This window comes from Stenotrophomonas sp. GD03930 (genome assembly GCF_029839665.1).
In the GTDB taxonomy this organism is placed as follows: Bacteria; Pseudomonadota; Gammaproteobacteria; order Xanthomonadales; family Xanthomonadaceae; genus Stenotrophomonas; species Stenotrophomonas forensis.
Map to the genome: position 1 here is coordinate 20,122 of NZ_JAOCAV010000005.1, position 24,683 is coordinate 44,804.

The 24,683-nt window shown below is 67.6% G+C and carries 25 protein-coding genes; 11 read left to right on the forward strand and 14 right to left on the reverse strand.

Features of this window, described 5'->3' with window-relative positions:
- The first annotated feature begins 105 nt into the window (after positions 1-105).
- The 3 genes from mgtE to N5C18_RS20020 all read left to right on the forward strand — a co-directional run bounded on the left by mgtE (position 106) and on the right by N5C18_RS20020 (position 2,662).
- Positions 106-1,467, forward strand: coding sequence for a magnesium transporter (gene mgtE, locus N5C18_RS20010; protein WP_008266103.1), 1,362 nt, complete (start codon positions 106-108; stop codon positions 1,465-1,467).
- 60 nt (positions 1,468-1,527) lie between these two features.
- Entirely contained in the window at positions 1,528-1,794 is a 267-nt protein-coding gene (locus N5C18_RS20015) for a hypothetical protein (RefSeq protein WP_053449002.1), read from the forward strand.
- Positions 1,795-1,864: 70 nt separating this feature from the next.
- Positions 1,865-2,662 (forward strand): prolyl oligopeptidase family serine peptidase, encoded by a 798-nt coding sequence (locus N5C18_RS20020; RefSeq protein ID WP_279945485.1) that lies wholly within the window; start codon positions 1,865-1,867, stop codon positions 2,660-2,662.
- Between the two features lie 102 nt (positions 2,663-2,764).
- Here the strand turns inward: N5C18_RS20020 and N5C18_RS20025 are convergent, their stop codons facing one another.
- From N5C18_RS20025 to N5C18_RS20040, 4 genes are all read right to left on the reverse strand, one after another.
- Positions 2,765-3,256 carry a transposase gene (locus N5C18_RS20025; protein WP_053512103.1) on the reverse strand — a complete coding sequence of 164 codons (492 nt, stop codon included), beginning with the start codon at positions 3,254-3,256 and terminating at the stop codon, positions 2,765-2,767.
- Positions 3,257-3,626: 370 nt separating this feature from the next.
- Positions 3,627-4,577, reverse strand: a complete 951-nt coding sequence (locus tag N5C18_RS20030) for an aspartate carbamoyltransferase catalytic subunit (protein WP_049456205.1) — start codon at positions 4,575-4,577, stop codon at positions 3,627-3,629.
- A gap of 16 nt (positions 4,578-4,593) precedes the next feature.
- Positions 4,594-5,061: a Holliday junction resolvase RuvX gene (gene ruvX, locus N5C18_RS20035; protein ID WP_180879650.1), complete on the reverse strand. Its 468-nt coding sequence runs from the start codon at positions 5,059-5,061 to the stop codon at positions 4,594-4,596.
- A 19-nt stretch (positions 5,062-5,080) separates the two neighbouring features.
- Positions 5,081-5,647 (reverse strand): YqgE/AlgH family protein, encoded by a 567-nt coding sequence (locus tag N5C18_RS20040; RefSeq protein ID WP_006422622.1) that lies wholly within the window; start codon positions 5,645-5,647, stop codon positions 5,081-5,083.
- An 89-nt stretch (positions 5,648-5,736) separates the two neighbouring features.
- On the opposite strand from N5C18_RS20040, the gene N5C18_RS20045 reads away from it, so the two are divergent.
- Positions 5,737-6,279: a DNA-3-methyladenine glycosylase I gene (locus N5C18_RS20045; protein ID WP_053449000.1), complete on the forward strand. Its 543-nt coding sequence runs from the start codon at positions 5,737-5,739 to the stop codon at positions 6,277-6,279.
- A gap of 73 nt (positions 6,280-6,352) precedes the next feature.
- On the opposite strand, the gene N5C18_RS20050 is transcribed toward N5C18_RS20045, so the two are convergent.
- Both N5C18_RS20050 and N5C18_RS20055 read right to left on the reverse strand, forming a co-directional pair.
- Positions 6,353-7,060, reverse strand: a complete 708-nt coding sequence (locus N5C18_RS20050) for a YitT family protein (protein ID WP_164240476.1) — start codon at positions 7,058-7,060, stop codon at positions 6,353-6,355.
- A gap of 110 nt (positions 7,061-7,170) precedes the next feature.
- Entirely contained in the window at positions 7,171-7,380 is a 210-nt protein-coding gene (locus N5C18_RS20055) for a DUF4287 domain-containing protein (protein WP_005412490.1), read from the reverse strand.
- 93 nt (positions 7,381-7,473) lie between these two features.
- On the opposite strand from N5C18_RS20055, the gene N5C18_RS20060 reads away from it, so the two are divergent.
- Entirely contained in the window at positions 7,474-8,373 is a 900-nt protein-coding gene (locus N5C18_RS20060) for a LysR family transcriptional regulator (protein WP_279945486.1), read from the forward strand.
- Between the two features lie 75 nt (positions 8,374-8,448).
- Here N5C18_RS20060 and N5C18_RS20065 read toward each other — a convergent pair whose 3' ends face one another.
- The 3 genes from N5C18_RS20065 to N5C18_RS20075 form a co-directional block, all read right to left on the reverse strand.
- Positions 8,449-9,432, reverse strand: a complete 984-nt coding sequence (locus N5C18_RS20065; protein ID WP_279945487.1) for an aldo/keto reductase — start codon at positions 9,430-9,432, stop codon at positions 8,449-8,451.
- Between the two features lie 201 nt (positions 9,433-9,633).
- Positions 9,634-10,776, reverse strand: a complete 1,143-nt coding sequence (locus N5C18_RS20070; protein WP_006422552.1) for a PilT/PilU family type 4a pilus ATPase — start codon at positions 10,774-10,776, stop codon at positions 9,634-9,636.
- A 99-nt stretch (positions 10,777-10,875) separates the two neighbouring features.
- A complete protein-coding gene (locus N5C18_RS20075; protein WP_006422551.1) occupies positions 10,876-11,913 on the reverse strand; it encodes a type IV pilus twitching motility protein PilT in 1,038 nt (345 codons plus the stop codon).
- 87 nt (positions 11,914-12,000) lie between these two features.
- On the opposite strand from N5C18_RS20075, the gene N5C18_RS20080 reads away from it, so the two are divergent.
- Positions 12,001-12,678, forward strand: a complete 678-nt coding sequence (locus N5C18_RS20080; protein ID WP_053508568.1) for a YggS family pyridoxal phosphate-dependent enzyme — start codon at positions 12,001-12,003, stop codon at positions 12,676-12,678.
- A gap of 18 nt (positions 12,679-12,696) precedes the next feature.
- Entirely contained in the window at positions 12,697-13,518 is an 822-nt protein-coding gene (proC, locus tag N5C18_RS20085; RefSeq protein WP_053508570.1) for a pyrroline-5-carboxylate reductase, read from the forward strand.
- Between the two features lie 39 nt (positions 13,519-13,557).
- On the opposite strand, the gene N5C18_RS20090 is transcribed toward proC, so the two are convergent.
- Positions 13,558-14,433: a LysR family transcriptional regulator gene (locus N5C18_RS20090; RefSeq protein WP_053508572.1), complete on the reverse strand. Its 876-nt coding sequence runs from the start codon at positions 14,431-14,433 to the stop codon at positions 13,558-13,560.
- Positions 14,434-14,533: 100 nt separating this feature from the next.
- On the opposite strand from N5C18_RS20090, the gene N5C18_RS20095 reads away from it, so the two are divergent.
- The gene (locus N5C18_RS20095) at positions 14,534-15,136 is read left to right on the forward strand and encodes a short chain dehydrogenase (protein ID WP_006422483.1); all 603 of its coding nucleotides are present in this window, start codon (positions 14,534-14,536) and stop codon (positions 15,134-15,136) included.
- Between the two features lie 42 nt (positions 15,137-15,178).
- Here N5C18_RS20095 and soxR read toward each other — a convergent pair whose 3' ends face one another.
- Positions 15,179-15,613 carry a redox-sensitive transcriptional activator SoxR gene (gene soxR, locus N5C18_RS20100; protein ID WP_008267329.1) on the reverse strand — a complete coding sequence of 145 codons (435 nt, stop codon included), beginning with the start codon at positions 15,611-15,613 and terminating at the stop codon, positions 15,179-15,181.
- A gap of 29 nt (positions 15,614-15,642) precedes the next feature.
- On the opposite strand from soxR, the gene N5C18_RS20105 reads away from it, so the two are divergent.
- Complete coding sequence (locus N5C18_RS20105) at positions 15,643-17,064, forward strand: MFS transporter (RefSeq protein ID WP_053448992.1); 1,422 nt, start codon at positions 15,643-15,645, stop codon at positions 17,062-17,064.
- A gap of 87 nt (positions 17,065-17,151) precedes the next feature.
- On the opposite strand, the gene N5C18_RS20110 is transcribed toward N5C18_RS20105, so the two are convergent.
- Both N5C18_RS20110 and N5C18_RS20115 read right to left on the reverse strand, forming a co-directional pair.
- Complete coding sequence (locus N5C18_RS20110; protein ID WP_164240491.1) at positions 17,152-19,173, reverse strand: alpha/beta hydrolase; 2,022 nt, start codon at positions 19,171-19,173, stop codon at positions 17,152-17,154.
- A complete protein-coding gene (locus tag N5C18_RS20115; protein WP_164240592.1) occupies positions 19,173-20,147 on the reverse strand; it encodes a DUF4105 domain-containing protein in 975 nt (324 codons plus the stop codon). Before N5C18_RS20115 ends, N5C18_RS20110 begins: the two co-directional genes overlap by 1 nt.
- A 171-nt stretch (positions 20,148-20,318) precedes the next feature.
- On the opposite strand from N5C18_RS20115, the gene N5C18_RS20120 reads away from it, so the two are divergent.
- Both N5C18_RS20120 and N5C18_RS20125 read left to right on the forward strand, forming a co-directional pair.
- Entirely contained in the window at positions 20,319-20,723 is a 405-nt protein-coding gene (locus tag N5C18_RS20120; protein WP_053448989.1) for a GFA family protein, read from the forward strand.
- A 331-nt stretch (positions 20,724-21,054) separates the two neighbouring features.
- Positions 21,055-23,142: a TonB-dependent siderophore receptor gene (locus N5C18_RS20125; protein ID WP_279945488.1), complete on the forward strand. Its 2,088-nt coding sequence runs from the start codon at positions 21,055-21,057 to the stop codon at positions 23,140-23,142.
- Here N5C18_RS20125 and N5C18_RS20130 read toward each other — a convergent pair.
- Entirely contained in the window at positions 23,126-24,643 is a 1,518-nt protein-coding gene (locus N5C18_RS20130; protein WP_279945489.1) for an MFS transporter, read from the reverse strand. The genes N5C18_RS20125 and N5C18_RS20130 overlap by 17 nt on opposite strands.
- Positions 24,644-24,683: the final 40 nt, after the last annotated feature.

The window sequence follows — 24,683 nt, forward strand, 5'->3', positions numbered from 1 at the left end:
AGCGGCTATGCGTTGAAACATCCCCTTGCGATAATGACGCGCTGAACACCCCTGTTGCCGCATCCTTGCCGGGATCGCGGCTTTTCTTATCCCGCGGGAGCTGCGATGGCTGAAGCTGTACGCCACGACAAGACTGCGCGCCAACTGCGGATGCTGTCCGATGCACTGGACAGCGGCCGGCTGGGTCCGGTGCGTCGGCTGGTCAACACCCTGGCCCCGGCCGAGATCGGCAACCTGCTCGAATCGCTGCCGCCGGGCAAGCGCGAGGTGGTGTGGGGCCTGGTCGATCCGGAAGATGACGGCGAGGTGCTGGTCCACGTCGGCGAGGACGTGCGCGAAAGCCTGCTCGCGGACATGGACCCGGACGAGATCATCGCCGCGGTCGAAGACCTGGACATCGATGATCTGGCCGACCTGGTCGAAGACCTGCCGGACACGGTCATCGACGAAGTCCTCAAGTCGATGGACCGCGAGAACCGCGAGCGCCTGGAACAGGTGCTGTCCTACCCCGAGGACAGCGCCGGCCGCCTGATGAATCCGGACGTGGTGACCGTGCGCGCCGACGTCAACGTCGATGTGGTGCTGCGCTACCTGCGCCTGCGCGGCGAACTGCCCGACCACACCGACCACCTGTTCGTGGTCAGCCGGCGGCACCAGTACCTCGGGCGGGTCTCGCTGGCCGCGCTGGTGACCCACGAGGACACCACCCCGATCAACCGCCTGATCGACGACGAGCAGCCGGCCATCGACGTCGGCGAGAGCGACCAGGAAGTGGCACGGCAGTTCTCCGACCATGACTGGATCTCCGCGCCAGTGGTGGACGACAACAACATCCTGATCGGCCGCATCACCATCGATGACGTGGTCGACATCATCCGCGGCCAGGCCGAGCACCAGGCGCTGGGCGCCGCCGGCCTGGACGAGGACGAGGATCTGTTCAGCCCGGTCTGGCGCGCCATGCGCCGGCGCCTGATGTGGCTGTCGGTGAACCTGTGCACCGCCTTCCTGGCCTCCAGCGTGGTCGGCCACTTCGAAGGCACCATCGACAAGCTGGTGGCGTTGGCGGTGCTGATGCCGATCGTGGCCGGCCTGGGTGGCAATGCCGGCACCCAGGTGCTGGCGCTGATGGTGCGCGGCCTGGCGCTGGGCCAGGTGGGCGCGTCCAATGCGCGCACGCTGCTGTGGAAGGAAGTGCGGGTCGCCCTGTTGAATGGCGTCATGCTGGGTTCGGTGCTGGGGCTGATCGTGCTGGCCTGGTTCCACTCGCCCGGGCTGTCGGCTGTGATCGCCATCGCGCTGACCTGCAACCTGCTGTTCGCCGCACTGGCCGGCGTGCTGGTGCCACTGACGCTCAAGCGCTTCGGCTTCGACCCGGCGCTGGCCAGCGGCATCTTCCTGACCGCGGTGACCGATTCGATGGGCTTCTTCACCTTCCTCGGCCTGGCCACCCTGGTGCTGCTGCACTGAACCCTTCAGGGTCGGATCCCCGGCACGCGTTGCTCTGACCCGATCCCAACTGGAACACCCATGGCAACAACGATCGAAAACTACTTCCAGCCCGGCTGGCGCGACCAGCAGCACACCTGCCCGGCCTGCGAATGGAAGGGCAGCTCGCGCGGCATGGAGATGGAACTGGACGAGGACGCAACCGAGTACGACTGCCCGGTCTGCGAGAACCCGTTGCTGGTGGTACTGCACCCGGACATGGCGCAGGTGCAGGCCGCCGCTGCTGAAGGCAATGCCGAAGCACAGGAACAGCTGGACATCATCGCCAGTTTCCCGCGCCCGCAGTGACGCGGCGCATGATGCCGCGTTGACGGCAGCGGACTACGATGGAGGCGTTCCCGCCGCCCCAGGAATTCCCATGGTCCGTTCCATGTCGCGCTGGCTGCCGCTGCTGGCCCTGCTGATGATGACCGGTTGTGCCTCGCTGCCGGACAGCGCGCGTGGTCGCTTCGAAGCCCGCGCAGTCAAAGTGGACGGCGAGACCGCCTACTACCAGGTGTTCATTCCGGCCGGGCTGAAGGCCCCGGCGTCCGCCAGTGTTCCGGTCATCCTGTTCCTGCATGGCTCGGGCGAGCGCGGCAGTGACGGCATCAGGCAGACCCACGCGGGGCTGGGCCCTTATCTGCGCGAGCATCCCGATTTCCCCGCCCTGGTTGTCTTCCCGCAGGCGGCAAAGCACTCGGAATGGAGCGGCCACAACAACCGCATGGCCCTGGCCGCGCTGGACGCAACGATCGCCGAGTTTGGCGCCGATCCTTCGCGCCAGTACCTGACCGGCATGTCGATGGGCGGCTACGGCAGCTGGAACATCGCCCTGGACGACCCACGCCGCTTTGCCGCGATCGTGCCGGTATGCGGCGCCGTGCTGGCACCGCGCGCGAAGCGACCGACCCTGTTCGTCGAGCAGGTCGCGCATGAGTCCGATCCTTACGCGGTGATCGCCCAGCGCCTGCAGCACGCACCGATCTGGATCTTCCACGGCGCCCTGGATGATGTGGTGCCACCGGACGACGACCGCAGGCTGCACAGGGCCTTCCAGAGCGCCAACGCGCGCGACGTGCGCTACACCGAGTACCCGGAAGGCAACCACAACGCCTGGGACGCCACCTACGCCGATCCGGCGATGTGGGCGTGGCTGTTCGCGCAGAAGCGCTGACCATAGCGTCCGCTGGTTGCCCACCAAGGTTGGAGCCTGGTTTGGGTGGGTACCCACCAAGGTCGGAACCTGCTTTCGGTGGGTGCCAACCTTGGTTGGCACTCATCTGACCGCACCCATGAACTCCGCCTTGGCACGGGAACCTTCGAGCTCCCACTCACACCACGCATGCGGGTACTCGCCAAGCTGCGTTGCCAACCCCGCCCTGATCGGATTCGCCATCACATACATTGCGTGCCGGAACAGCGATTCATCAGAGCGGATCGCGTGATCGTGGTAGCAGGACTGCCAGAAGCGTCCCACCCTGCCCAGTACCCTGTTTGCGTACACCGCCGTACGCGACTTGAAGCGCCTCATGACAACGTCGAGTGATGCCGCGCGCAGCTGCATCAACCAGTGGACGTGATCCGGCATGACCACGTAGGCGATGGAATGGGTCAGACCTTCCAGATCCAGACGCTGGAACTCCTGCATGGCGGTAACCGCAGCGGCGTCATTGGCGAACAGAGCCACTCGGCCATGCACGTTCGTCGTCAGGATGTAGCTCTGGCCGATACTGGAATGACGGCCTAGCAGGAGGCGGGTGCTGTTCATGCAGAAGAGCATGGGCGGGCGCATGTCCCCTGAACATCGGGAAATCACCTTCGCCCCGGTAGGCCAGTGCCAACCAAGGTTGGCACCCACCACACCAGCAGTGCCAACCAAGGTTGCCACCCACCACACCAGCAGTGCCAACCAAGGTTGGCACCCACCACACCAGCAGTGCCAACCAAGGTTGCCACCCAACACACCAGCAGTGCCAACCAAGGTTGCCACCCATCACAGCAGCAATGCCAACCAAGGTTGGTACCCATCACAGCAGCAGTGCCAACCAAGGTTGCCACCCACCACACCAGCAGTGCCAACCAAGGTTGGCACCCATCACAGCAGCAATGCCAACCAAGGTTGGTACCCACCAGAGCGGTCAGCCCAGCAGGGTTTCCAGCACGGCCATGCGCACGGCGACGCCGTTGGCGACCTGGCGCAGTACCCACGACTGCGGGCCGTCGGCCACCTCGTCGGTCACTTCCACGCCGCGGTTGATCGGGCCCGGGTGCAGCACGGCTGCATCCTTGCCGGCGCGCGCCAGGCGTTCGTTGGTCAGCCCGTACTCGGCGTGGTACTGCTCCAGCGACGGCACCAGGCCTTCTTCCATGCGCTCGCGCTGCAGGCGCAGCATCATCAGCGCGTCGACGCCTTCCAGCATGGCATCGAAATCATCGCCCACCACGCAGCCCTTCAGGGTCTCGTCGTCCGGCAGCAGCGACTGCGGGCCGCACACGCGGATCTCGCCTACGCCCAGCGTACGCAGCGCATGCAGGTCGGTGCGGGCCACGCGCGAGTGCTTCACGTCGCCGACAATCACCACCTTCAGCTTCGAGAAGTCCGGGCCCTTGGCCTGGCGCAGGGTCAGCATGTCCAGCAGGCCCTGGGTCGGGTGCGAGCTGCGGCCGTCACCGGCATTGATCAGCGCGGTGCCCTCGCCCGCCGCTTCAGCCAGTGCGGCGACGGCGCCATCATCGGGGTGGCGCACCACGAAGCCGCGCACGCCCATCGCTTCCAGGTTGCGCAGCGTGTCGCAGGCGGTTTCGCCCTTGCGCGTGGACGAGGTCGAGGCATCGAAGTTCAGCACGTCGGCACCCAGGCGCTGCGCGGCCAGCTGGAACGAGCTGCGGGTGCGGGTGGACGGTTCGAAGAACAGCGTGCATACCGCCGAACCGGCCAGCACGTGGCGCTTGTTGCCGACGCGGCCGACCGCGGCGTCGCGGATCTGCCCGGCGCGATCGAGCAGCTGCAGCAGGGTTTCGCGCGGCAGCCCCTCAAGGGTCAACAGGTGGCGCAGGCGTCCGGAGGCATCGATTTGCTGGGCGGTCATGGCGGGAGTCGTGCAGTCAGGGAATGGGGGTGGCGTCGTCGGGAGACGACAGCCAGCGATCGATGATCACCGCCGCGGCCACGGCGTCGAGGGCGGCCGCATCGCGGCGGCGCTTGCGCCCTTCGGCGCGCTCGACGGCGAAGCGGCGGGCGGCCTCGACCGAGCTGGAACGCTCGTCGATCATCACCACCGGCAGCTTGAAGCGTTCCCGCAGCTGGCGGGCAAAGCCCTGCGCGCGCTTGCGGTTGGGTTGGTCCTGGCCGTCCAGGGTCAGCGGGTCGCCGACCACCAGGCCATCGGGCTTCCATTCCTTGAGCAGGCGTTCGATCGCCGCCCAGTCCGGCCCATTGCCGTGCACATCGACCACGGCCACTGCGCGTGCATGGGCGGCGAAGGCACTGCCGATGGCCACGCCGATACGCCGCGAACCGACATCGAAACCCAGAACCGTACCGTCGCGGCGGATGGCCGGGGCAGCAGACACCGGTGCAGGGGCCGCCGGCTCAGACATGGCCGCTGTAGTCGGTCAGCCGGAACAGATCCACGCCGATACGCGAGGCCGCGCCTTGCCAGCGCTGCTCCAGCGGCAGCTGGAACACCAGCTCGGCATCGGCCGGCACGGTCAACCAGCTGTTCTCGGCCAGCTCGCTTTCCAGCTGCCCTGCGCCCCAGCCGGCGCAGCCGAGGGTGACCACGGCATTGGCCGGGCCTTCGCCGCGCGCCATCGCTTCAAGGATGTCGCGCGAGGTGGTCAGGTACAGGCCCTCACCCACGGTCAGGCTGGAATCCCATGCCCGTGCATCATCGTGGATGACGAAGCCGCGTTCGGGGTGTACCGGGCCGCCATTGAGCACCATGCGCGCCTGCAGGTCGCCGTCGCCGGTGGTGATGTCCATCTGGGCGAGCACCTCGCCCAGGGTGTATTCGGACGGCTGGTTGACCAGCACGCCCATCGCGCCGTTCTCGTCGTGCTGGCAGATCAGCGCGACGCTGCGGGCGAAGGTCGCGTCGAGCAGCGACGGCAGCGCGACGAGCAGGTGATCGGCAAGGGAGGTCGGCGTTACTGGCATGGCGCCATTCTAGCGGCTGGGCGCGCCGGGCGCCTCCACCCGGCGGTCACGGCGCGCATAATGGCCAGCCCGTACCGCAGGAATTCAACGTGTCCGGCTACTGCCTCATCGCCCCGGGCCATCCGGTGCACGATTACTACCACGCCAACGAGTACGGCTTCCCGCAGCGCGACGAACGCGAGCTGTTCGAACGACTGGTGCTGGAAATCAACCAGGCCGGCCTGAGCTGGGAGACCATCCTGAAGAAGCGCGAAGGCTTCCGCGCGGCCTATGACGGCTTCGACGTGGACCGCGTGGCGGCCTATGCCGAGCAGGACATCGAACGGCTGCTGTCGGATGCGGGCATCATCCGCAACCGGCTGAAGGTGCTGGCGGCGATCCACAACGCGCAGGTGATCCAGCAGCTGCGGGCCAGCCATGGCAGCTTCGCCGCCTGGCTCGATGCCCACCACCCGCTCAGCAAGGCTGACTGGGTGAAGCTGTTCAAGAAGACCTTCCGCTTCACCGGCGGCGAGATCACAGGCGAATTCCTGATGAGCCTGGGCTACCTGCCCGGTGCACACGCCGCGGACTGCCCGGTGCATGCGCGGCTGCTGAAACTGTCGCCACCGTGGTTGCAGGCCTCCCGGTAGTGCCGGCCGCTGGCCGGCAGCCTCGCGAGGCCACAGGTGTTGCCGGCCAGCGGCCGGCACTACGGTCGAATCGTCACACGCCCATGTAACGGCCGGGGCGGTGGTTGAACATCAGCACCAGGCTGAGCACCACCGCGCCGATGGCCGAATACAGCACCTTCGACGGCGACAGCACGAAGAATGCGGCCACCATCAGGCAGGCGTCGTAGGACATCTGCACCTTGCCCGCGCTCCAGCCGCGGGTGCGCTGCAGGTACACCGCCAGGATGCCGATGCCGCCGAGGCTGGCACGGTGGCGGATGAAGAACAGGATGCCCAGGCCGGACAGCGCGCCACCGACGATGGCCGAGTACAGCGGGTTGATGTGCGAGAAGTCGATCCAGCGCGGCAGCAGGTCGGTCAGCACGCCACAGGCGGTGACCGCGGCAAAGGTCTTCAGGGTGAATTCCCAGCCCATGCGGCGCAGCGCCACCCAGTAGAACGGCAGGTTGACCAGCACGAACACCAGGCCGAAGTTCCAGCCCATCGCGTAGTGCAGCAGGAACGCCATGCCGGCCATGCCGCCGATCATCAACCCGCCCTTGGCGAAGATGGCCAGGCCCAGCGAGGCCACCATCGTGGCCAGCACCATGCCCTGCACGTCCTCGGCGATCGAGTGCCTCAGTGCAGTTTCGTCGGCGGTGGTACCGGCACTGTCGGGCGGCGGGGTCAGCGGACCGGCGGTGACCAGGTGGCCGTCAGCGTCGTCGCACGGCGCGGGGCCATGGGATTCAAGGGACATGCGGGTGGGGGAACAACGGGTGGGGAGCGGTATTAGACACGATCTGCATGACAGTTGCAGATGAAATCGTTCAGCTGAAGGCGCTCCGCCCTGCCCCGACCCATGGCTGCTCAGCCCTTGCCGGCCAGATGGTGCGCCACCAGCGCGTTGGCATGGCCATGGCCCAGCCCGTGCTCGCTCTTCAGGAAGCTGACCAGTTCCATGTGCTTCAGGCCCTTCTTGCCCGCCAGCAACCCGAACCAGTGTGCTACCGGCTGGCCGTAGGTCTTCTCGATGGAGGGGAAATACGAGGCCGGGCCCTTGGGCTTTTCAGTGCTCATGCGAAAGCTCCTTGCGTTGGATGTACCGGTACGACGAACCGGGGCGCCGGAAATCGACAGCCCCGTTCAATCCGTGGGCCTTATCATCCTGTCATGCCCCGTGAAAACCTCAACGACCTGCAGGCCTTCGTCCACGTCGCCCGCGCGGGCAGCTTCACCAAGGCCGCCGCCCAGCTCGGCGTCTCCCAGTCCGCGCTCAGTCATGCCATGCGCGGCCTGGAACAGCGCCTGGGTGTGCGCCTGCTGACCCGCACCACCCGCAGCGTGTCCACCACCGAGGCCGGCGCCCGCCTGCTGGAAACGCTCGCCCCGCGCCTGGCCGAGATCGAGGACGGGCTGGCCGCACTGGCCGAGTACCGCGAACGCCCGGCCGGCACCATCCGCATCAATGCCACCGGCCATGCCGCCGAGTACATCGCCTGGCCGCGGCTGGCACCGTTGCTGCAGCAGTATCCGGAGCTGAAGGTGGAACTGGCCGCCGACTACGGGCTGGCCGACATCGTTGCCGAGCGCTACGACATCGGCATCCGCCTGGGTGAGCGCCTGGCCCGCGACATGGTCGCGGTGCCGATCAGCCCGCCACTGCGCATGCGCGTGGTCGGTGCGCCCGCCTACTTCCGCCAGCACGTGGTACCACGGCATCCGCACGACCTGGCCGGGCACAACTGCATCACCCTGCGCCTGCCCACGCATGGCGGGCTGATGCCGTGGGACTTCGGCCAGGACGGCACCGAGCTGAGCGTGCGCGTTGGCGGGCAATGGACCTTCAACACCATGGGCATGACCCGCGCCGCCGCGCTGGCCGGCAGCGGCCTGGCCTGGCTGCCGGAAGACCAGGTGCAGCCGATGCTGGACGATGGTCGCCTGCAATCCGTGCTGGACGACTGGTGCCCGCATTTCGATGGCTACTACGCGTATTACCCGTCGCGCCGCCACGTCACCGTGGCGATGCGCACGGTGCTTGATGCATTGCGCGGGCCGATGGGGAGTTGAGGAGTGCGGACCAACGGTCCGCACCCACCACCAACCGTCCGTACCCACCACCAACGGCCCGCACCCACCGGGTGATCAGCCCTTGGCCTGGGCGGCGCGCTGCGCGTTGTAGCGCTCGCCGACGATCGACACTTCGTCCAGCGCCTGTGCGATGCGCTGCAGCTCCTCCGGCGCCAGCTGCAGTGCGGCCGCCCCCAGGTTCTCGTCCAGGCGGTGGACCTTGGTGGTGCCCGGAATCGGCACGATCCACGGCGCCTGCGCCAGCAGCCAGGCCAGCGCCACCTGCGCCGGTGTGGCGCCCCGTGCCGCGGCAATCGTGCTGATGCGATCGACCAGCGCCTGGTTGGCCTGGCGTGCTTCCACCTCGAAACGCGGCACGGTGTTGCGGAAGTCGTTGGCGTCGAAGGTGGTCTCGGCGCTGATCGCGCCGGTCAGGAAGCCGCGGCCCAACGGGCTGAACGGCACGAAGCCAATGCCCAGTTCCTGCAGGGTCGGCAGCAGTTCGCGTTCCGGTTCGCGCCACCACAGCGAGTACTCGCTCTGCACGGCAGTGACGGGCTGCACCGCATGCGCGCGGCGCACGGTCGCGGCACTGGCCTCGGACAGGCCGAAGTGGCCGACCTTGCCTTCGGCGATCAGGTCACGCACGGTGCCCGCCACATCCTCGATCGGCACGTTCGGATCGACGCGGTGCTGGTAGAACAGATCGATATGGTCGGTGCGCAGGCGCTTGAGGCTGGCCTCGGCCACCGCACGGATGTTCTCCGGGCGGCTGTCCAGGCCGGTATCGACACGCGCATCCTTGAAGCCGAACTTGGTGGCGATCACCAGCCTGTCGCGGTACGGCGACAACGCCTCGCCGAGCAGATCTTCATTGGTGTACGGGCCGTACACCTCGGCGGTGTCGAAGAAGGTCACGCCACGTTCAACGGCGGCGTGCAGCAGGGCGATGCCCTGGCTGCGCTCGACCGGCTGGCCATAGCCATGGCTCAGGCCCATGCAGCCCAGGCCCAGGGCGGTAACCTTCAGGCCGCTGCGGCCGAGTTCACGTGTCTGCATCGTCGTGCTCCAGAGGGGGAGCGCTGACGATACGCCTGCACGGGCGCAGGATTGAACCGACGGGATGGCAGTCGGTCATGACTGGAATTCATCAATCGCCAGCGCGCCCGGTAGAGTCGAGCTTGCTCGACTGCGCTCGTAGAGTCGAGCTTGCTCGACTGTTCCTGTAGTCGAGCAAGCTCGACTCTACAGATCGTTGGGTCACCGGATCTCGGAGATCTCCACGCCATCCAGCCCCTGCGACAGGGTGCGCGCGTCGCCGCCCTGGCTGAGCTTGATGCGCAGGCGCACTTCGTTCTGCGAATCGGCGTAGCGCAGTGCGTCCTCGTAGCTGATCTCGCCGGCCTGGTACAGCTCGAACAGGCTCTGGTCGAAGGTCTTCATGCCCAGCTGGACCGAATCCTTCATCACTTCCTTCAGCTTGTGGATCTCGCCGTCGCGGATGTAGTCCTGCACCAGCGGCGTGCCCAGCAGGATCTCCATCGCCACCTTGCGTGAGCGGCCATCGGGCGAAGGAATCAGCTGCTGCGCGACCACGCCCTTGAGGTTCAGCGACAGGTCCATCAGCAACTGGTTGCGGCGGTCTTCCGGGAAGAAGTTGACGATGCGGTCCATCGCCTGGTTGGCGTTGTTGGCATGCAGGGTGCACAGCACCAGGTGGCCGGTTTCGGCAAACGCGATGGCGTGGTCCATGCCTTCGCGGGTACGCACCTCGCCGATCATGATCACGTCCGGCGCCTGGCGCAGGGTGTTCTTCAGCGCCGCTTCCCAGCTGTCGGTATCGATGCCGACCTCGCGCTGGGTGATGATGCAGCCCTCGTGCTTGTGCACGAACTCGATCGGGTCTTCGATGGTGATGATGTGGCCGGTCGAGTTCTGGTTGCGGTAACCGATCATCGCTGCCAGCGAGGTCGATTTACCGGTACCGGTAGCGCCGACGAACAGGATGATGCCGCGCTTGGTCATCGCCAGCGTCTTGATGATCGGCGGCAGGCTCAGCTCTTCCACGGTCGGAATGCGCGTCTCGATGCGGCGCAGCACCATGCCGACCTGGTTGCGCTGGTAGAAGCAGCTGACGCGGAAGCGGCCGACACCGGACAGGCCGATGGCGAAGTTGCATTCGTGGGTCTTCTCGAATTCCTCGCGCTGTGCCGGCGTCATCACGTTGAGCACCAGGTCGCGGCTCTGCTGCGGCGTGAGCGGGGTCTGGGTGATCGGCGAGATCTTGCCGTTGACCTTCATCGCCGGCGGCATGCCGGCGGTGATGAACAGGTCCGAGGCGCGCTGGTGCGCCATCAGCTTGAGGAACGAAGTGAAATCGATGGTGGTCGCGGTGGTGTTCACGGCGGGCTCCCAATGGGGCATGTACCAGGAAACGGTCGATGGAGGAAACGGCACGGAACGGCGGCGCAGTGGCGCACGCCGCGCCGTTGCTGCCTCGCCTTACTCGAACAGGCGCTTGTCCTTGGCGTAGTCGCGGGCCTGGTTGCGGGTGATCAGGCTGCGCTTGACCAGGTCCTGCAGGTGCTGGTCCAGGGTCATCATGCCGTACTGCTGGCCGGTCTGGATGGCCGAGTACATCTGCGCGACCTTGTCCTCGCGGATCAGGTTGCGGATGGCCGGGGTGCCGACCATGATTTCCCAGGCTGCGGTGCGACCGCCGCCCACCTTCTTCAGCAGTGCCTGCGAGATCACCGCACGCAGCGACTCGGACAGCATCGAGCGCACCATCGGCTTTTCGCCGGCCGGGAACACGTCGATGATGCGGTCGATGGTCTTGGCCGCCGAACTGGTATGCAGGGTGCCGAACACCAGGTGGCCGGTTTCCGCCGCGGTCAGCGCCAGGCGGATGGTTTCCAGGTCGCGCAGTTCGCCGACCAGGATGATGTCCGGATCCTCACGCAGCGCCGAGCGCAGCGCTTCGTTGAAGCCATGCGTGTCGCGGTGCACTTCGCGCTGGTTGATCAGGCACTTCTGCGAGGTGTGCACGAATTCGATCGGGTCCTCGACGGTGAGGATGTGGCCGTATTCGTTCTTGTTGATGTAGTCGATCATCGCCGCCAGCGTGGTCGACTTGCCCGAGCCGGTCGGGCCGGTCACCAGGATCAGGCCCTGCGGCTGCTGGATCACCTCGCGGAACAGCGGCGGGCAGGCCAGGTCTTCCAGGGTCAGCACTTCGGACGGAATGGTACGGAACACCGCACCGGCGCCGCGGTTCTGGTTGAACGCATTCACACGGAAGCGCGCCAGCGACGGAATCTCGAAGGAGAAGTCCACTTCGAGGAATTCCTCGTAATCGCGGCGCTGCTTGTCGGACATGATGTCGTACACCAGCGCGTGGACCTGCTTGTGGTCCAGCGCTGGGATGTTGATCCGGCGCACGTCGCCGTCCACGCGGATCATCGGCGGCAGGCCTGCGGACAGGTGCAGGTCGGACGCTTTGTTCTTTACGGAAAACGCCAACAGCTCGGCGATATCCATGAGCGGCTACTCCCCAATAACGGCTTCGACTGGAAGGATCTTTCCCCGGGCGGCAGTATAGCCTCCTGATTCAACGGAACGCGTTACGTGGCCACTCCCCTGCCCCAGATCCTGAGCAACCTGCATGCGGCCGCCGAGGCCGCTGGCAGGCCCGACCCACGCCTGCTGGCGGTGTCCAAGACCCAGCCGGCCGAGGCCGTGGCTGCGCTGGCCGCGCAGGGCCAGCATGCCTTCGGCGAGAACTACGTGCAGGAAGCGCTGGCCAAGATGCAGGCGCTGCAGCACCTGGCACTGGAATGGCACCTGATCGGCCACCTGCAGTCGAACAAGGCCGATGCCGTGGCCAGCCATTTCGACTGGGTGCAGAGCGTGGACCGGCGCAAGCTGGTGACCGCGCTGGCCCGCCATCGCCCTGCAGCGCGAGGGCCGCTGAACGTGCTGATCCAGGTCAACATCGACGATGAATCCAGCAAGCACGGCTGCGCGCCGGAAGAGGTCGATGCACTGGCTGCGGCGATTGCCGCCGAACCCGGCCTGCGCCTGCGCGGCCTGATGGCGATTCCCGCACCGTGGCCCGAAGCGGCGCGCCGTCGGGATGCATTCGTGCGCATGCGCACACTTTTCCAGTCGCTGGCGGCCCAGCACGCGCAGGTCGACACCCTGTCGATGGGCATGAGCGGCGACTACGCCGACGCCATCGCCGAGGGCGCCACCCTGGTGCGCATCGGCACCGCCCTGTTCGGCGCGCGTCCGCGCCCGGCCTGACTTTCCAAGGAGACTTCCATGGCAGCTGATTCCATCACCTTCATCGGCGGCGGCAACATGGCCCGCAGCCTGATTGCCGGCCTGATCCGCCGGGGCGTGCCCGCCGCGCACATCCACGTGGCCGAACCGGTGGCCGCACTGCGCCAGGCGCTGGCCGCCGACTTCGGCGTGCAGGTGCATGACAACGCCGCCGATGCCGCCGCGCAGGGCCGCACCTGGCTGCTGGCGGTGAAGCCGCAGGTGCTGCGCGATGTGTGCCAGTCGCTGCAGGCACTGGCACAGGCACACCGCCCGCTGGTGGTGTCGATCGCCGCAGGCATTACCAGCGCGCAGCTGGAGCGCTGGCTGGGTGGCCATCTGCCGGTGGTGCGTGCAATGCCCAACACCCCGGCCCTGCTCGGTGCCGGCGTGACCGGCCTGTATGCGACGCCGTCAGTGGATGCGCAGCAGCACGCGCGTGCCGAACAGGTGCTGGCCAGTGCCGGGCGCACGGTGTGGATCGACAGCGAAACGCTGATGGATTCGGTCACCGCCGTTTCAGGCAGCGGGCCTGCCTATGTGTTCCTGCTGGCCGAAGCGATGGAAGCGGCCGGCATCGCGCAGGGCCTGCCGGCCGATGCCGCGCGTGCGCTGGTGGTACAGACCCTGCTGGGGGCATCGCGCATGCTGGATGAAGCCGGCGAAAGCCCGGCCGAACTGCGCCGCCGCGTGACTTCGCCGAACGGCACCACCCAGGCGGCGATCGAGAGCTTCCAGGCTGGGGGGTTCGAGGCGCTGGTGGACAAGGCGCTGCGCGCCGCGCAGGTGCGCGGGCAGGAATTGTCTGCGGCGAATGATTGATCTCGATGTGTGCCGACCAACGGTCGGCACCCACCGTCATCATTGCCCCATTGTGGCCATGACGAAATCGACGAAACACTGCAACCGTGGGCGCGGCCTGCGGTCAGGCAGGTAGATCAGGTGCATCGGCCGCGGTTCGGGCAGGTAGTCGCGCAGCAGCGGCTTCAATCGCCCGGCCGCGATTTCACCCGCCAGCAGTGCCGTCGGCTGCAGCACCAGCCCCGCACCGGCCACGGCGGCTTCGCGCAGCGCAACGCCATCGTTGCAGGTCAACCGCGCTTCCCAGTCCACCTGTTCGCCGTTGGCCAGCTGCCAGCCATGGCCGCCACGCCAGGCCAGGTGGCTCAGGCAGTCATGCCCTTGCAGATCCGCCGGCGTGCGTGGCGTGCCACGCCGGCGCAGGTACGACGGCGCGGCGCACAGGCTCATTGCATACGGCGGCAACGGCCGTGCCACCACCTCCTGCGACGGTAGCGGCCCGACCCGGATCGCCACATCGAATCCATCCTCGATCAGGTCCACGCGGCGGTTGCTCAGGTCCAGCTCGATGTTCAACTGTGGCTGCGCACGCAGCAGGGCAGCCAGCCGTGGCGCCAGCACGCAGCTGCCCCAGGTGCTCGGCGCGCTGACCCGCAGCAGGCCACGCGGCTGCACCTGCAGGCCCGCCACATCGGCTTCGGCCTGCTGCACCTGTTCCAGCACCTGCCGGCACCCGGCCAGGTAGGCGCTGCCGGCTTCGGTCAGGCGCTGGCGGCGGGTGTTCCGTTGCAGCAGCGCAGTGCCCAGGTGCGCCTCCAGCTGCTGGATGTACTTGCCGACCATCACCGCCGACACCTGCAATTGTTCAGCGGCGCCGGCAAAGCTGCCGCGCTCGGCCACGGCGACGAAGGCCTGCATGCAGCGAAGCGTATCCATTACCAACCCCAGGTTAGGAATCTGCGAAGCATACGCCACTTACCTAACCATGCCATGAGCGCGCAGACTTCACTCATTCCCCCTCTCGCAAGGAACGGCCATGAAGATCCTCCTCGTCGGTGCCAGCGGCACCCTCGGCCAGGCGGTCGCCCGCCAGCTCGGCCAGCAGCACCAGATCCTCGCCGCCGGCCGCCACAGCGGCGAACTGCGGGTCGACCTGACCGACGACGCCAGCGTCGCCGAACTGTTCGCCCGCACCGGCCCGGTCGATGCGGTGATCTCCACCGCCGGCAAGCTGTACTTCGGCCCGCTGCAGGAGATGACACCCGAGCAGTTCAACATCGGCCTGCAGGACAAGCTGCTGGGCCAGGTGCGGCTCGCCCTGGCCGCGCAGCACCACCTGAACGCCGGTGGTTCGATCACCCTGACCAGTGGCATCGTCAGCGCACAGCCGATCCGCGACGGTGCCAACGCCACTTCGGTGAACGCCGCGCTGGAAGGTTTCGTGCGCGCGGCCGCGCTGGAGCTGCTGCCGCGCGGCCTGCGCATCAACGTGGTCAGCCCGAACGTACTGATCGAATCGATGGCGGCCTATGGCCCCTACTTCCCCGGCTTCGAAGCGGTGAGCGCACAGCGCGCGGCGCTGGCCTTCCAGCGCGCGGTGGAAGGCATCCAGAGTGGCGAAACGATCACCGTCTGGTAACACGCGTGCCGACCAAGGTCGGCACCTACTCCGTTCCGTTTTTCATTCCCAGCGCATCGGGCCGTCGCCGCGTTCGCCGAGGATGTCTTCCGGGTTGGCCAGGCGGCAGCGCTTCAGCGACAGGCAGCCGCAGCCGATGCAGCCGGTCAGTTCGTCGCGCAGCAGCTGCAGCATGTGGATGCGCGCTTCCAGCTCGGTGCGCCAGCGCGCCGACAGCTTGGCCCAGTCGGCCTTGGTCGGCGCACGCCCCTCGGGCAGGCTCTCGAAGGCACGGCCCACCGCTTCCAGTGGCATGCCCACGCGTTGTGCCACGCGGATCACCGCCAGCCGGCGCAGCACATCCCGGCTGTAGCGGCGCTGGTTGCCCGAGGTGCGCAGGCTGCTGATCAGCCCCTTGCGCTCGTAGAAGTGCAGCGCGGATACCGCTACGCCACTGCGCTGGGAGACTTCACCAACGCTCAGTTCCTGGGACGCCATCACTTGACCTCAACTACGGTTGAGGTGTCATGCTGCTATCTTCGCCGCCGGTTGACAAGCGCGGCCCGCAGCCCATCTGTATGACTACCATGCTCTCCCCTGCCGATACCCCTGTGCCGGCCGATACTTCGATCCTGTCCGCCCGCTACCGCGCCACCACCATCGGCATGGTCGCGCTGGTCGCGCTGCACGCCTTCGAGGCGCTGGCCGTGGCTGCCGCGATGCCCACCGTGGCCGAAGCGCTCGATGGCCTGCGCCTGTATGCGCTGGCGTTCGGCGGCACCCTGGCCACCAGTGTGATCGGCATGACCCTGGCCGGGCGCTGGGCCGATCGCCACGGACCGGCGCGACCGCTGTGGTACGGCCTGGCCTGCTTCGTACTGGGCCTGCTGCTGGCCGGTTTCGCGATGCGCATGGGCATGCTGGTTGCCGGGCGCCTGCTGCAGGGGCTGGGTGCAGGCGCGATCTCGGTTTCGCTGTATGTGATGGTCGGCCGCAGCTACCCCGAGCACCTGCGGCCGAAGGTGTTTGCGGCCTTCTCCGCAGGCTGGGTGGTGCCGTCGATGATCGGCCCGGCGTTGAGCGGCCTGATCGTGCAGCATCTGGGCTGGCGCTGGGTGTTCCTGGCGGTGCCGCTGCTGGCGGTTCCTGCCGCCCTGCTGCTGCGCCCGGCACTGGCGCGCATGCAGTCCACCGCAGTCGGCGACCGCGACGATGGACGTGGCAACGTGGTGCGTTGGGCCAGCGGGGCCTCGCTGGCTGCGCTGCTGTTGTATTTCGGCGGCCAGCAGCAGGGCCTGCCGGCGCTGCTCTGCATCGGCGCGGCGATGCTGGCGCTGCTGCTCTGCGTGCACCGCCTGCTTCCGACCGGAACGCTGGTGCTGCGCCGTGGCCTGCCCAGTGTGATCGCGCTGCGTGGCATCGCCGCTGCGGCCTTCTTCGCCTGCGAGGCCTATCTGCCGCTGCTGCTGCAACGCGAGCGCGGGCTCTCGCCCAGCTGGGCCGGCGCGGTGCTCAGCCTCGGCGCGCTGGGCTGGTTCGCCGGCTCATGGCTGCAGGGCCACCAGCAGCGCGGCTGGTCGCGCCAGCAGCTGCTGCGCGTGGGTACGGCGATGATGACGGTCGGCATCGTCGCCACCCTGGCAGTGCTGTTCAACCCCGTGCCACTGCCGGTGGCGCTGGTCGGCTGGGCCCTGACCGGCTTCGGGATGGGCATGATCTACGCCAGCCTGTCGGTGCTGACGCTTTCGCTGTCGGCGCCGCATGAGCAGGGCGCCAACACCTCGGCCCTGCAACTGAGCGAGGCGTTGTCGGTGACCACCGCGCTGGCGGTGTCCGGTGCGCTGTTCGCGCTGTTCGTGGAAACCGCGCCGCACACCGGTTATGTCCTGTGCCTGGCGATCACCTGCGGCTTGGCGGTGCTGGCGACGGTGATCGCACGGCGGGTGTAGGCCACCGGGATTCCGCTAGTGCCGGCCGCTGGCCGGCAACCTCCACGCACGCAGGAATGCCGTGATGATGCCGGCCAGCGGCCGGCACTACCTGCTACCGGTGCCTACGTCATCGATATCCCGGTGCAGGATGCGCCGCACTTCCAGCACCGCCTGCGGGGTCTCCTGCACGCTGTGGCCGGAGATGATCACCTTCTCCGACAGCGCGCCCGGCAGGTGTGCGCTCCAGTACGGCACCAGCCCGTCATCTGACTTCTCCACCGGAAGCTCCGGTTTGCGCTGGGCGATGATCGAGTGGTATTTCAGGCCGGCCTCGATCGGCAGCTGCGCGGCCGCCTTCACGAATGGGTCGCTGGCCTTGAGGTTGTCGATGCTGTTGGGAATCTTCGGCTTGGCGGTGCCGTCGACCTGCTGCTCGGCCTGTGCCAGTGCCATGAACACATCCTCGAACTTGCCGAGAATGGTCAGCGGCAGGCGCACCAGCCGGCCGATCAGGCGCCCGACCTTGTTGCCGGCGATATCGGTGCCCTGGTGCGGCGCGGCGATGAAAATCGCGCGCTCCACGTTCGGCTGCGCCTTGAAGTGCAGCAGCGGCCCCAGCTTGGCCTGCACGCGCTTCAGGCGCTCGCCCTTCAGGTCGTAGTTGGCCAGCAGGTCATTCCACAGCACATCGCCGGAATCACTGACCAGCAGGCGGGCCAGCACGCCGCCCATGCTGTGCCCGATGTAGACCATGTCCTTCGATGCCCGCGTGCTGCCATCGGGGTCGAAGTGCTTCAGCGTGTCATTGAACGCATTGGCGATCTCATAGCGGTTCAGCGCGATCGGCGCATTGGTCGGGTAGTAGACCTGCCACACCTGGAACTGCTGGCGCAGCTCGGGGTCGCCCATGATCTCGTTGGCCAGGTTCACCCAGGCCTCCGGGCTGCTGGCCAGGCCGTGCAGCATGAAGATGATGCGACGGTTCGGGTCCCACGGCTGCATCAGGTAGATGTGCGGCTCACCGATGCCCTCGCTCATGCCGAACAGGGTGCGCAGCGACTGCCGGGCAAAACCGCTCTGCGCCAGCCACAGGCCGTACGCTGCGGTGAAATTGCCGGCCAACGGCACCTGCTCGCCGTGCAGGGTGATGCGCTCGGTGGCTTCCGGCGAGTAGGCATCCAGCTCGACCCGGCGCGTGCGCATCACGTCGTCCAGGCTGCTGCCCTCGAAGCGCAGCAGCGCGGTGACGTTGATCGAGGACATCTCGCTGAACTCGGGCACCGAATCGTCATGTCGATGGCGGCGGCCACGGCGCGCGTCATCCTCATCATCCGCAGCGGTTTCAGCCTTCGGGCCGTCCGGCGCGATCACCGGCGCGACCAGCTTCGGCGGGTCCATCACCATCACCAGTTCGGCACCGAAGCCATCGCGGCGATAGGTGCTGCGCAGGCCGACGAAGCTGACCGTGCCGGCCGGCACCAGCTGCGCGGGAATGCTCTTCAGGCCCAGCTGCTGGTAGTTGGAGGCCAGCGACCAGCTGCCGACCGAGATCGGCTTCGTATAGTCCTCACCCGCCAGCGCAGACGCACGCGCGCGCACGAACAGCACCACCGCCGCCTTCTCGGCGGCGTAGTTGTAGTAGTCGCGCACCTGCGTCTGCCGGTCCTCGAAGGCGCGGTCAGACGGCGAACGGCCGCTGTAGAACAGGTAGGCATAGGCGTAACGGGCCGCTTCCAGCCAGGCATCCAGCGCGGCATCGCTCATCGGCGGATCGCCGGCGGCGGTCTTCTTCGGCGTCAACGCCAGTGCGGCCTTCACCCACAGTTCGGACAGCGCCGACAGCCGCTGTTCGACGTTGAGGTCATCGGTCATCAGCAGCGTGCTGCGGCAGACCAGGAAGTCCTTTTCGCACTGCGATTCGTCCAGGCCTGCCGCACTGAGCGTCTCGCGCGCGGCCGGGCTGAGCTTGCCGGTGTTGAGCACGTCGGCGCGCTTGTTGACCAGCGAATCACTGGACGTGACCTGCTTGACGGTAACCATCGCGCAGCCGCTGCTGCCCAGCAGCAGGAAGGCGGCGAACAACACCGGCAGCAGGCGCTGCCAGCGGGCCAGGGGACGTTGGGTCATTACTGCGGGTCCTGCTCGGTGCCGGGCACGCCCTGGCGGATTACGGTGGAGAAATGCACCCCGTCACCCAGGTCCAGCGCGCGCTGGGTGATGCGGCCCTTGTCATGCAGCTCGGCGTACGGCACACCCGGGGTGAGCGCGCCGACCTCCTGCGCGTACTCGGCCAGGTAGCCCGACAGCAGCAGGCGATAGTCCAGCGGCAGCCGCGGTGCGATGTGGCGGGCCAGGTCGAAGACGATGGTGGTGCAGTTGCTGGTCAGCGTGTTGTAGAAGCCCGGCTTCGCATCCAGTTCGCGCGCCTGCTCGATGTAGGCGGCGAACAGTTCCTTCAGCTGCGTGCGGTCCATGCCGTGCAGGCGGTACAGGTAGACATCCTCGCCCCGCGCATTGGTGCGGGTGCGGATGATGTCGGTCTCCTCGGAGGCCACCAGGGTCATCTCGAACTTGCGGAAGAAGCCGCCCAGCGCCGAGAACGATTCACCCCGTTCCTTGCGGATCTCCAGCGAGAACACCACGTGGCGGCCATCGTCGAAGCCGAACGAGATCAGCGTGTGGGCGATTGCCGGGCCCATCCAGTACGACAGCACCAGATCGGCCGAGCGCAGCTGGTCCAGGTCGTACTCGCGGCGCACCCAGCGCGCGTCATAGTCGGTTTCGCTGCGCCAGGTGAAATCACGGACGTTGTCCAGCACCACATGACGCCCATCGAACGACACCACGTGCAGGCGCTGGGCCACGTCATCGGCCCACACGCGGTCCTGGCGCGGCGCCAGCAGCAGCCACCACAGCGCGGCCAGCGCCAGTGCTGCGCCGAACCCCAGGCCCAGCCGGCGGTTGCCTCGGCCGCGTGCGACCTTCCACGATGCCCACAACGCGACCAGCAGCCACAGCACGGCCACCGTCGTGGCCAGCGCACCCGGCCCCGGCAGCTGGTAGGCCAACAGCCCGGTCACCCACAGCGCCGCCAGCGCCATGGCACTTCCTGTCATCCAACGTCCTGCGGTGTTCACTGGCATCCTGTGGCGGTATTCAAGCCGCATAGTTAGCCACAAGCCGCATCAGCGTGGCATCTACGGCCCGTTCAGGCAGGCCGGCGCACCGTCGGCGGCGGCGCCCGAAGCCAGGTTCACCACACAGGAGCATCAATGGGCATTACATCCGTGGCCGGCGTTCCGGTCCAACCCCGGCACCGCGCAACCTGCCACTGCGGCACGGTCGAACTGCTGCTGGATCTGCCGGACGGCATCGTCGACCCACGCCGCTGCGACTGCTCGATGTGCCGGCGCCGTGGCGCCATCGCCGCCAGCGTGACCCGTGCGGGACTGCAGGTGGTGCGCGGGCAGAACCACCTGCGGCTGTACCAGTTCAACACCCATGTGGCCGAGCATTACTTCTGCGGTGTGTGCGGCATCTACACCCACCACCGACGTCGTTCCAATCCCGAGCAGTACGGCTACAACGTGGCCTGCCTGGAGGGCATCGACCCGTTCGCGCTGGGCGTGATCCCGGTCAACGATGGCGTCAACCACCCGGCCGACCGCAGCGCCTAGTGCCGCGTGCGTCGCAGTGGTGCCGCCACTTTCTGCCAAGGCGCCATGCCACTGCGACCGGCGCGTGCGGGGCGTTTCAGCCAAGGGCGGCGGGGCGCTGCCTGCGGCTCGGCAGCGACCGGGGGAGGAAGGGGCCTGCGGCCAGGCCAGAGATGGTCGAGCAGCCACATGGCGGGTCTCCGCGGGGGACGGGGACAACCGAGACTAGGCGCTGGCCGGCATAGGGGGCGTGAGGCGGCGAAGTCTCGATGATGACAAGCCATTGAGAATCATTTGCAACAACAGGATGCAATCCCGATAATCCGCGGCGATCTTCCGTGGACCGACCGCCATGCCCGCCCGCCGCACCCTGCTCTCGCTTGCCCTCGCCCTGCCCGGCAGCCTCGTCGCACACGCCGCACTGGCCGACGACGCGCCGACTCCCCGCACCCTGGACCGCGTCAGCGTGGTGGCCGAGCGTGCCAGCACCGCGACCAAGACCGACACCGCCCTGACCCAGACGCCACAGGCGATCAGCGTGGTCACCCAGCAGCTGTTCACCGATCGCGGCGCGCACAACCTGCAGGAAGTGCTGCGCTACAGCGCCGGCGTCACCGCCGACGCGTGGGGCCTGGACACCCGCAACGATGCCACCTCGGTACGCGGGCTGGATCCGGTGCAGTACCAGGATGGCCTCCGCCGCAGTTACGGGTTCAGTCCGTTGGCGCGGCCGGAAATCTATGGCCTGGAGCGTGTGGAAGTGCTGCGCGGTCCTTCGTCGGTGCTGTACGGCGCAGGCGCCACCGGCGGCATCATCAATGCGATGAGCAAGCGCCCGACGTTCGGCAACGTGGCGGGCGAGGTAGGCGTGCAGCTTGGCAGCTTCGACCGCAGGCAGCTTCAGGGCGACATCGGCGGTGCGTTGAACGAGGCCGGCACGGTGGCCGGGCGCTTCGTCGGCCTGCTGCGTGAGTCAAACATGCAGACCGATACGCTCAAGGACGACCGTGTCTACCTTGCGCCTTCGATCAGCTGGCGCGGCGAACGCAGCACCTTCAGCCTGCTGGCCAGCTACCAGCACGACAGGACCGGCTCCAGCCAGCAGTTCCTGCCGCTGGCGGCGACGCTGCTGGCGCCCCCCGGACGCCGCCTCGATCCCTCCACGTTCATCGGTGACCCTGACTTCGACCGCATCGACTCGCGTGTCTACAGCCTCACCGCGCTGTTCGACCACCGCTTCAACGACGTGCTCAGCCTGCGCTCGGCCATGCGCTACATCGATGGCAAAACGACGCTGCAGCAGATGTACGTGGACAGCTACAGCAACCCGGCCGATCCCTTCATTGATGCCGAACGTCGCGTGGTCAACCGCACCGCCTACGGCACCCGCCCCGACGTGCAGATCTTCAGTGCCGACAACGCCCTGCAGTTCGACTTCGCCACGGGTGCCTTCCAGCACCTGCTGCTGGCCGGCGCCGACTACAGCCAGTACCGGGAGCAGCTGCAGCGCCTGGATGCGACCGGCACGCCGATCGACATCTACGCCCCGGTATCAGTGGCACCGACGGTGCGTGGCTGGGAGCGCCAGCCGGACCAGACCTCCACCCAGCTCGGCCTCTACCTGCAGGATCAGATCCGCTGGGCCGACCGCGTTTCACTGGTGCTGGGCGCACGACGCGACCATGCACGCTCGAAGACCGACGGCCAGCCCAGCCAGACCGACAACGCCACCACCTATCGCGCCGGCCTGATCGGCGAACTGGGCGCAGGACTGTCGCCCTACCTGAGCTACAGCGAATCGTTCCTGCCGGTCGCCGGCCAGGACCTGTTCGGCCAGGCCTTCAAGCCGATGCGCGGCCGCCAGACCGAGGCCGGCATCAAGTGGCAACCCGCGCGCAACCTGCTGCTGACGATGGCCGCGTACCGCATCACCGAAACCAACCGGCAGACCAACGACCCGGACAACGTGCTGAACGTGGTGCAGACCGGGCAGATCCGCTCCAAGGGTGTGGAGCTGGAGGGCCAGTTCCAGTTCGCCAACGAGCTGACGATCACCGCCGCCGTTGCGCGCAACGAGGCCGAAGTCAGCCGCAGCAACTTCGCATTGGAAGTGGGCCAACGCCTCAACGACACCCCGCAGGACCTGGCCTCGGCCTGGGTCTCGAAGGGCTTCCCGCTGGACGACGGCGCACGCCTGCGCCTGGGCCTGGGCGTGCGCCATGTCGGCAACACCGTGTCGCTGGGCAATGGCGGGCGCATCATCACTCCCAGCTACACGCTGGCCGATGCCCTGGTGGAAGTGCAGGTGACCGACTGGACGATGGCGTTGAACATCACCAATCTCACCGACAAGCGCTACTACGCACCGTGCCGCACCTTCGGTGACTGCTTCGCCGGCTACCCGCGGGTGGTCACCGGCACCATCAGCTATCGGTTCTGATCACGGCCACCGCTGGCCGCCGCAGCAGTAAGTGCAGCAGCACGGCACAGGCGGCGGTCAGCAGCGCCAGCACCCTCAGCAGTATCGCCAGCGCTTCGGCACTGGCCTGCTGCAGGTGTGCGCCGCGCATCGCCGGAAGCAGCGCCTGCGCCTGTGCATGCGCACCGGTGGCCAGATAGGCCCCGGCCCTGGCCAGCGACGCGGGTGACGCGCCCTGCAGCCGCTGGCCGATCAGCAGCGCGAGCAAGGCGGTCACTGCGGCCAACGCAATGCCTTCGCCGGCCACCCGCACGGTTCCGAAGATGCCGGCAGCCATCCCTGCACGCTGCACCGGCACCACGCTGACCGACAGCCCATCCATCAGGCCCCACGGCAACGCGGTTCCGGCACCGATCAGCATCAGCAACGGCACCCATTGCGAGGGCGACGGGTGCGACGCGTGGCGCGACAGCAGGTACAGGCCGGTGGCACAGACCAGCAAGCCGAGCGTGCACAACCGCGCACTTCCGATGCGCTCGGCCCAGCGCGCGGCCAGCATCGGCAGTACCAGCATCGGTGCGGACAGGGCCAGCATCTGCAATCCGACCGCGGCCGCGCTTTGCCCATGCACGCCCAACAACTGCAGCGGCAGTACCACCAGCAGCACCACGTAGCCGAAGCAGGTGGCCACCGGCAGCAGCTGGACACCGAGGAACGCCGGCTGCGAGAACAGTGAGAGGTCCAGCAGCGGTGAGCGATGCACCCGTTCGATGCAGACGAACACCCCGCCCAACAGCAGCGTCGCCAGCAGCGCCAAGTGCACGCGCAGGGCATGCAGCCCGAATTCGCCCAGCCACAGCAGGGCCAGGGTCAGCGCCGCCAGCATCAGGCTGAAGCCGAGCATGCCGCCGAGGTCCAGGTGTCCGCGCTCGCCGTGGCTTTCAGGCAACACGCGCGCGCCCAGCACGAAGGCCGCCAACGCCAGCACGCCACCCGCCGCGAACACGCTGCGCCACCCCAGTGCCTGCAGCAGAAGGCCGGCAAGCAGCGGCCCCAGTGCCAACCCTGCACCGAATGTCGTGCCCAGCAGGGCAAAGACGCGGGCGCGCGCCGGTCCCTGCCAGGCCTGCGCCAATGCGGCGGTGCCGGACGCCAGCGCTGCTGCAGCGGCAACGCCCTGCAGCCCGCGCGCCAGGTCCAGCCACAACAGCGTGGGTGCCAGGCAGACGACGGCGGTGGCGGCGCTGAAGCCTGCCGTACCCAGCAGGAACAGCCGCCGCCGGCCAAAGCGGTCGGCCAGGCCGCCGCCGGCGAGCAACAGGCTGCCGAAGGTGAGCATGAACGCATTGGTCACCCAGGCCAGCGCAGTGGGTGACGCCGCCGCGGAACGGGCCAGCACCGGCACCGCGACCGCGCCGGCCGAGAAGGACAACGGCAACGCCAGCGCGGCCAGGCAGACGGCAAGCAGCGTCCAGCGCTGCTGCGCACGGACAGGCAAGAGGAGCATCGAAACCGGGGCCATGCGGGCCTCCATCCATCAGGGGTATTGATGATGGACAGGC

Bases quoted from the DNA above. Each gene is read 5' to 3' on its own strand.
- mgtE (WP_008266103.1), top strand. From the start codon at position 106: ATGGCTGAAGCTGTACGCCACGACAAGACTGCGCGCCAACTGCGGATG.
- N5C18_RS20015 (WP_053449002.1), top strand. From the start codon at position 1,528: ATGGCAACAACGATCGAAAACTACTTCCAGCCCGGCTGGCGCGACCAG.
- N5C18_RS20020 (WP_279945485.1), top strand. From the start codon at position 1,865: ATGGTCCGTTCCATGTCGCGCTGGCTGCCGCTGCTGGCCCTGCTGATG.
- N5C18_RS20025 (WP_053512103.1), bottom strand. From the start codon at position 3,256: ATGAACAGCACCCGCCTCCTGCTAGGCCGTCATTCCAGTATCGGCCAG.
- N5C18_RS20030 (WP_049456205.1), bottom strand. From the start codon at position 4,577: ATGACCGCCCAGCAAATCGATGCCTCCGGACGCCTGCGCCACCTGTTG.
- N5C18_RS20040 (WP_006422622.1), bottom strand. From the start codon at position 5,647: ATGCCAGTAACGCCGACCTCCCTTGCCGATCACCTGCTCGTCGCGCTG.
- N5C18_RS20050 (WP_164240476.1), bottom strand. From the start codon at position 7,060: ATGTCCCTTGAATCCCATGGCCCCGCGCCGTGCGACGACGCTGACGGC.
- N5C18_RS20055 (WP_005412490.1), bottom strand. From the start codon at position 7,380: ATGAGCACTGAAAAGCCCAAGGGCCCGGCCTCGTATTTCCCCTCCATC.
- N5C18_RS20060 (WP_279945486.1), top strand. From the start codon at position 7,474: ATGCCCCGTGAAAACCTCAACGACCTGCAGGCCTTCGTCCACGTCGCC.
- N5C18_RS20065 (WP_279945487.1), bottom strand. From the start codon at position 9,432: ATGCAGACACGTGAACTCGGCCGCAGCGGCCTGAAGGTTACCGCCCTG.
- N5C18_RS20075 (WP_006422551.1), bottom strand. From the start codon at position 11,913: ATGGATATCGCCGAGCTGTTGGCGTTTTCCGTAAAGAACAAAGCGTCC.
- proC (WP_053508570.1), top strand. From the start codon at position 12,697: ATGGCAGCTGATTCCATCACCTTCATCGGCGGCGGCAACATGGCCCGC.
- N5C18_RS20090 (WP_053508572.1), bottom strand. From the start codon at position 14,433: ATGGATACGCTTCGCTGCATGCAGGCCTTCGTCGCCGTGGCCGAGCGC.
- N5C18_RS20095 (WP_006422483.1), top strand. From the start codon at position 14,534: ATGAAGATCCTCCTCGTCGGTGCCAGCGGCACCCTCGGCCAGGCGGTC.
- soxR (WP_008267329.1), bottom strand. From the start codon at position 15,613: ATGGCGTCCCAGGAACTGAGCGTTGGTGAAGTCTCCCAGCGCAGTGGC.
- N5C18_RS20105 (WP_053448992.1), top strand. From the start codon at position 15,643: ATGCTGCTATCTTCGCCGCCGGTTGACAAGCGCGGCCCGCAGCCCATC.
- N5C18_RS20110 (WP_164240491.1), bottom strand. From the start codon at position 19,173: ATGACCCAACGTCCCCTGGCCCGCTGGCAGCGCCTGCTGCCGGTGTTG.
- N5C18_RS20115 (WP_164240592.1), bottom strand. From the start codon at position 20,147: ATGGCGCTGGCGGCGCTGTGGGTGACCGGGCTGTTGGCCTACCAGCTG.
- N5C18_RS20120 (WP_053448989.1), top strand. From the start codon at position 20,319: ATGGGCATTACATCCGTGGCCGGCGTTCCGGTCCAACCCCGGCACCGC.
- N5C18_RS20125 (WP_279945488.1), top strand. From the start codon at position 21,055: ATGCCCGCCCGCCGCACCCTGCTCTCGCTTGCCCTCGCCCTGCCCGGC.
- N5C18_RS20130 (WP_279945489.1), bottom strand. From the start codon at position 24,643: ATGGCCCCGGTTTCGATGCTCCTCTTGCCTGTCCGTGCGCAGCAGCGC.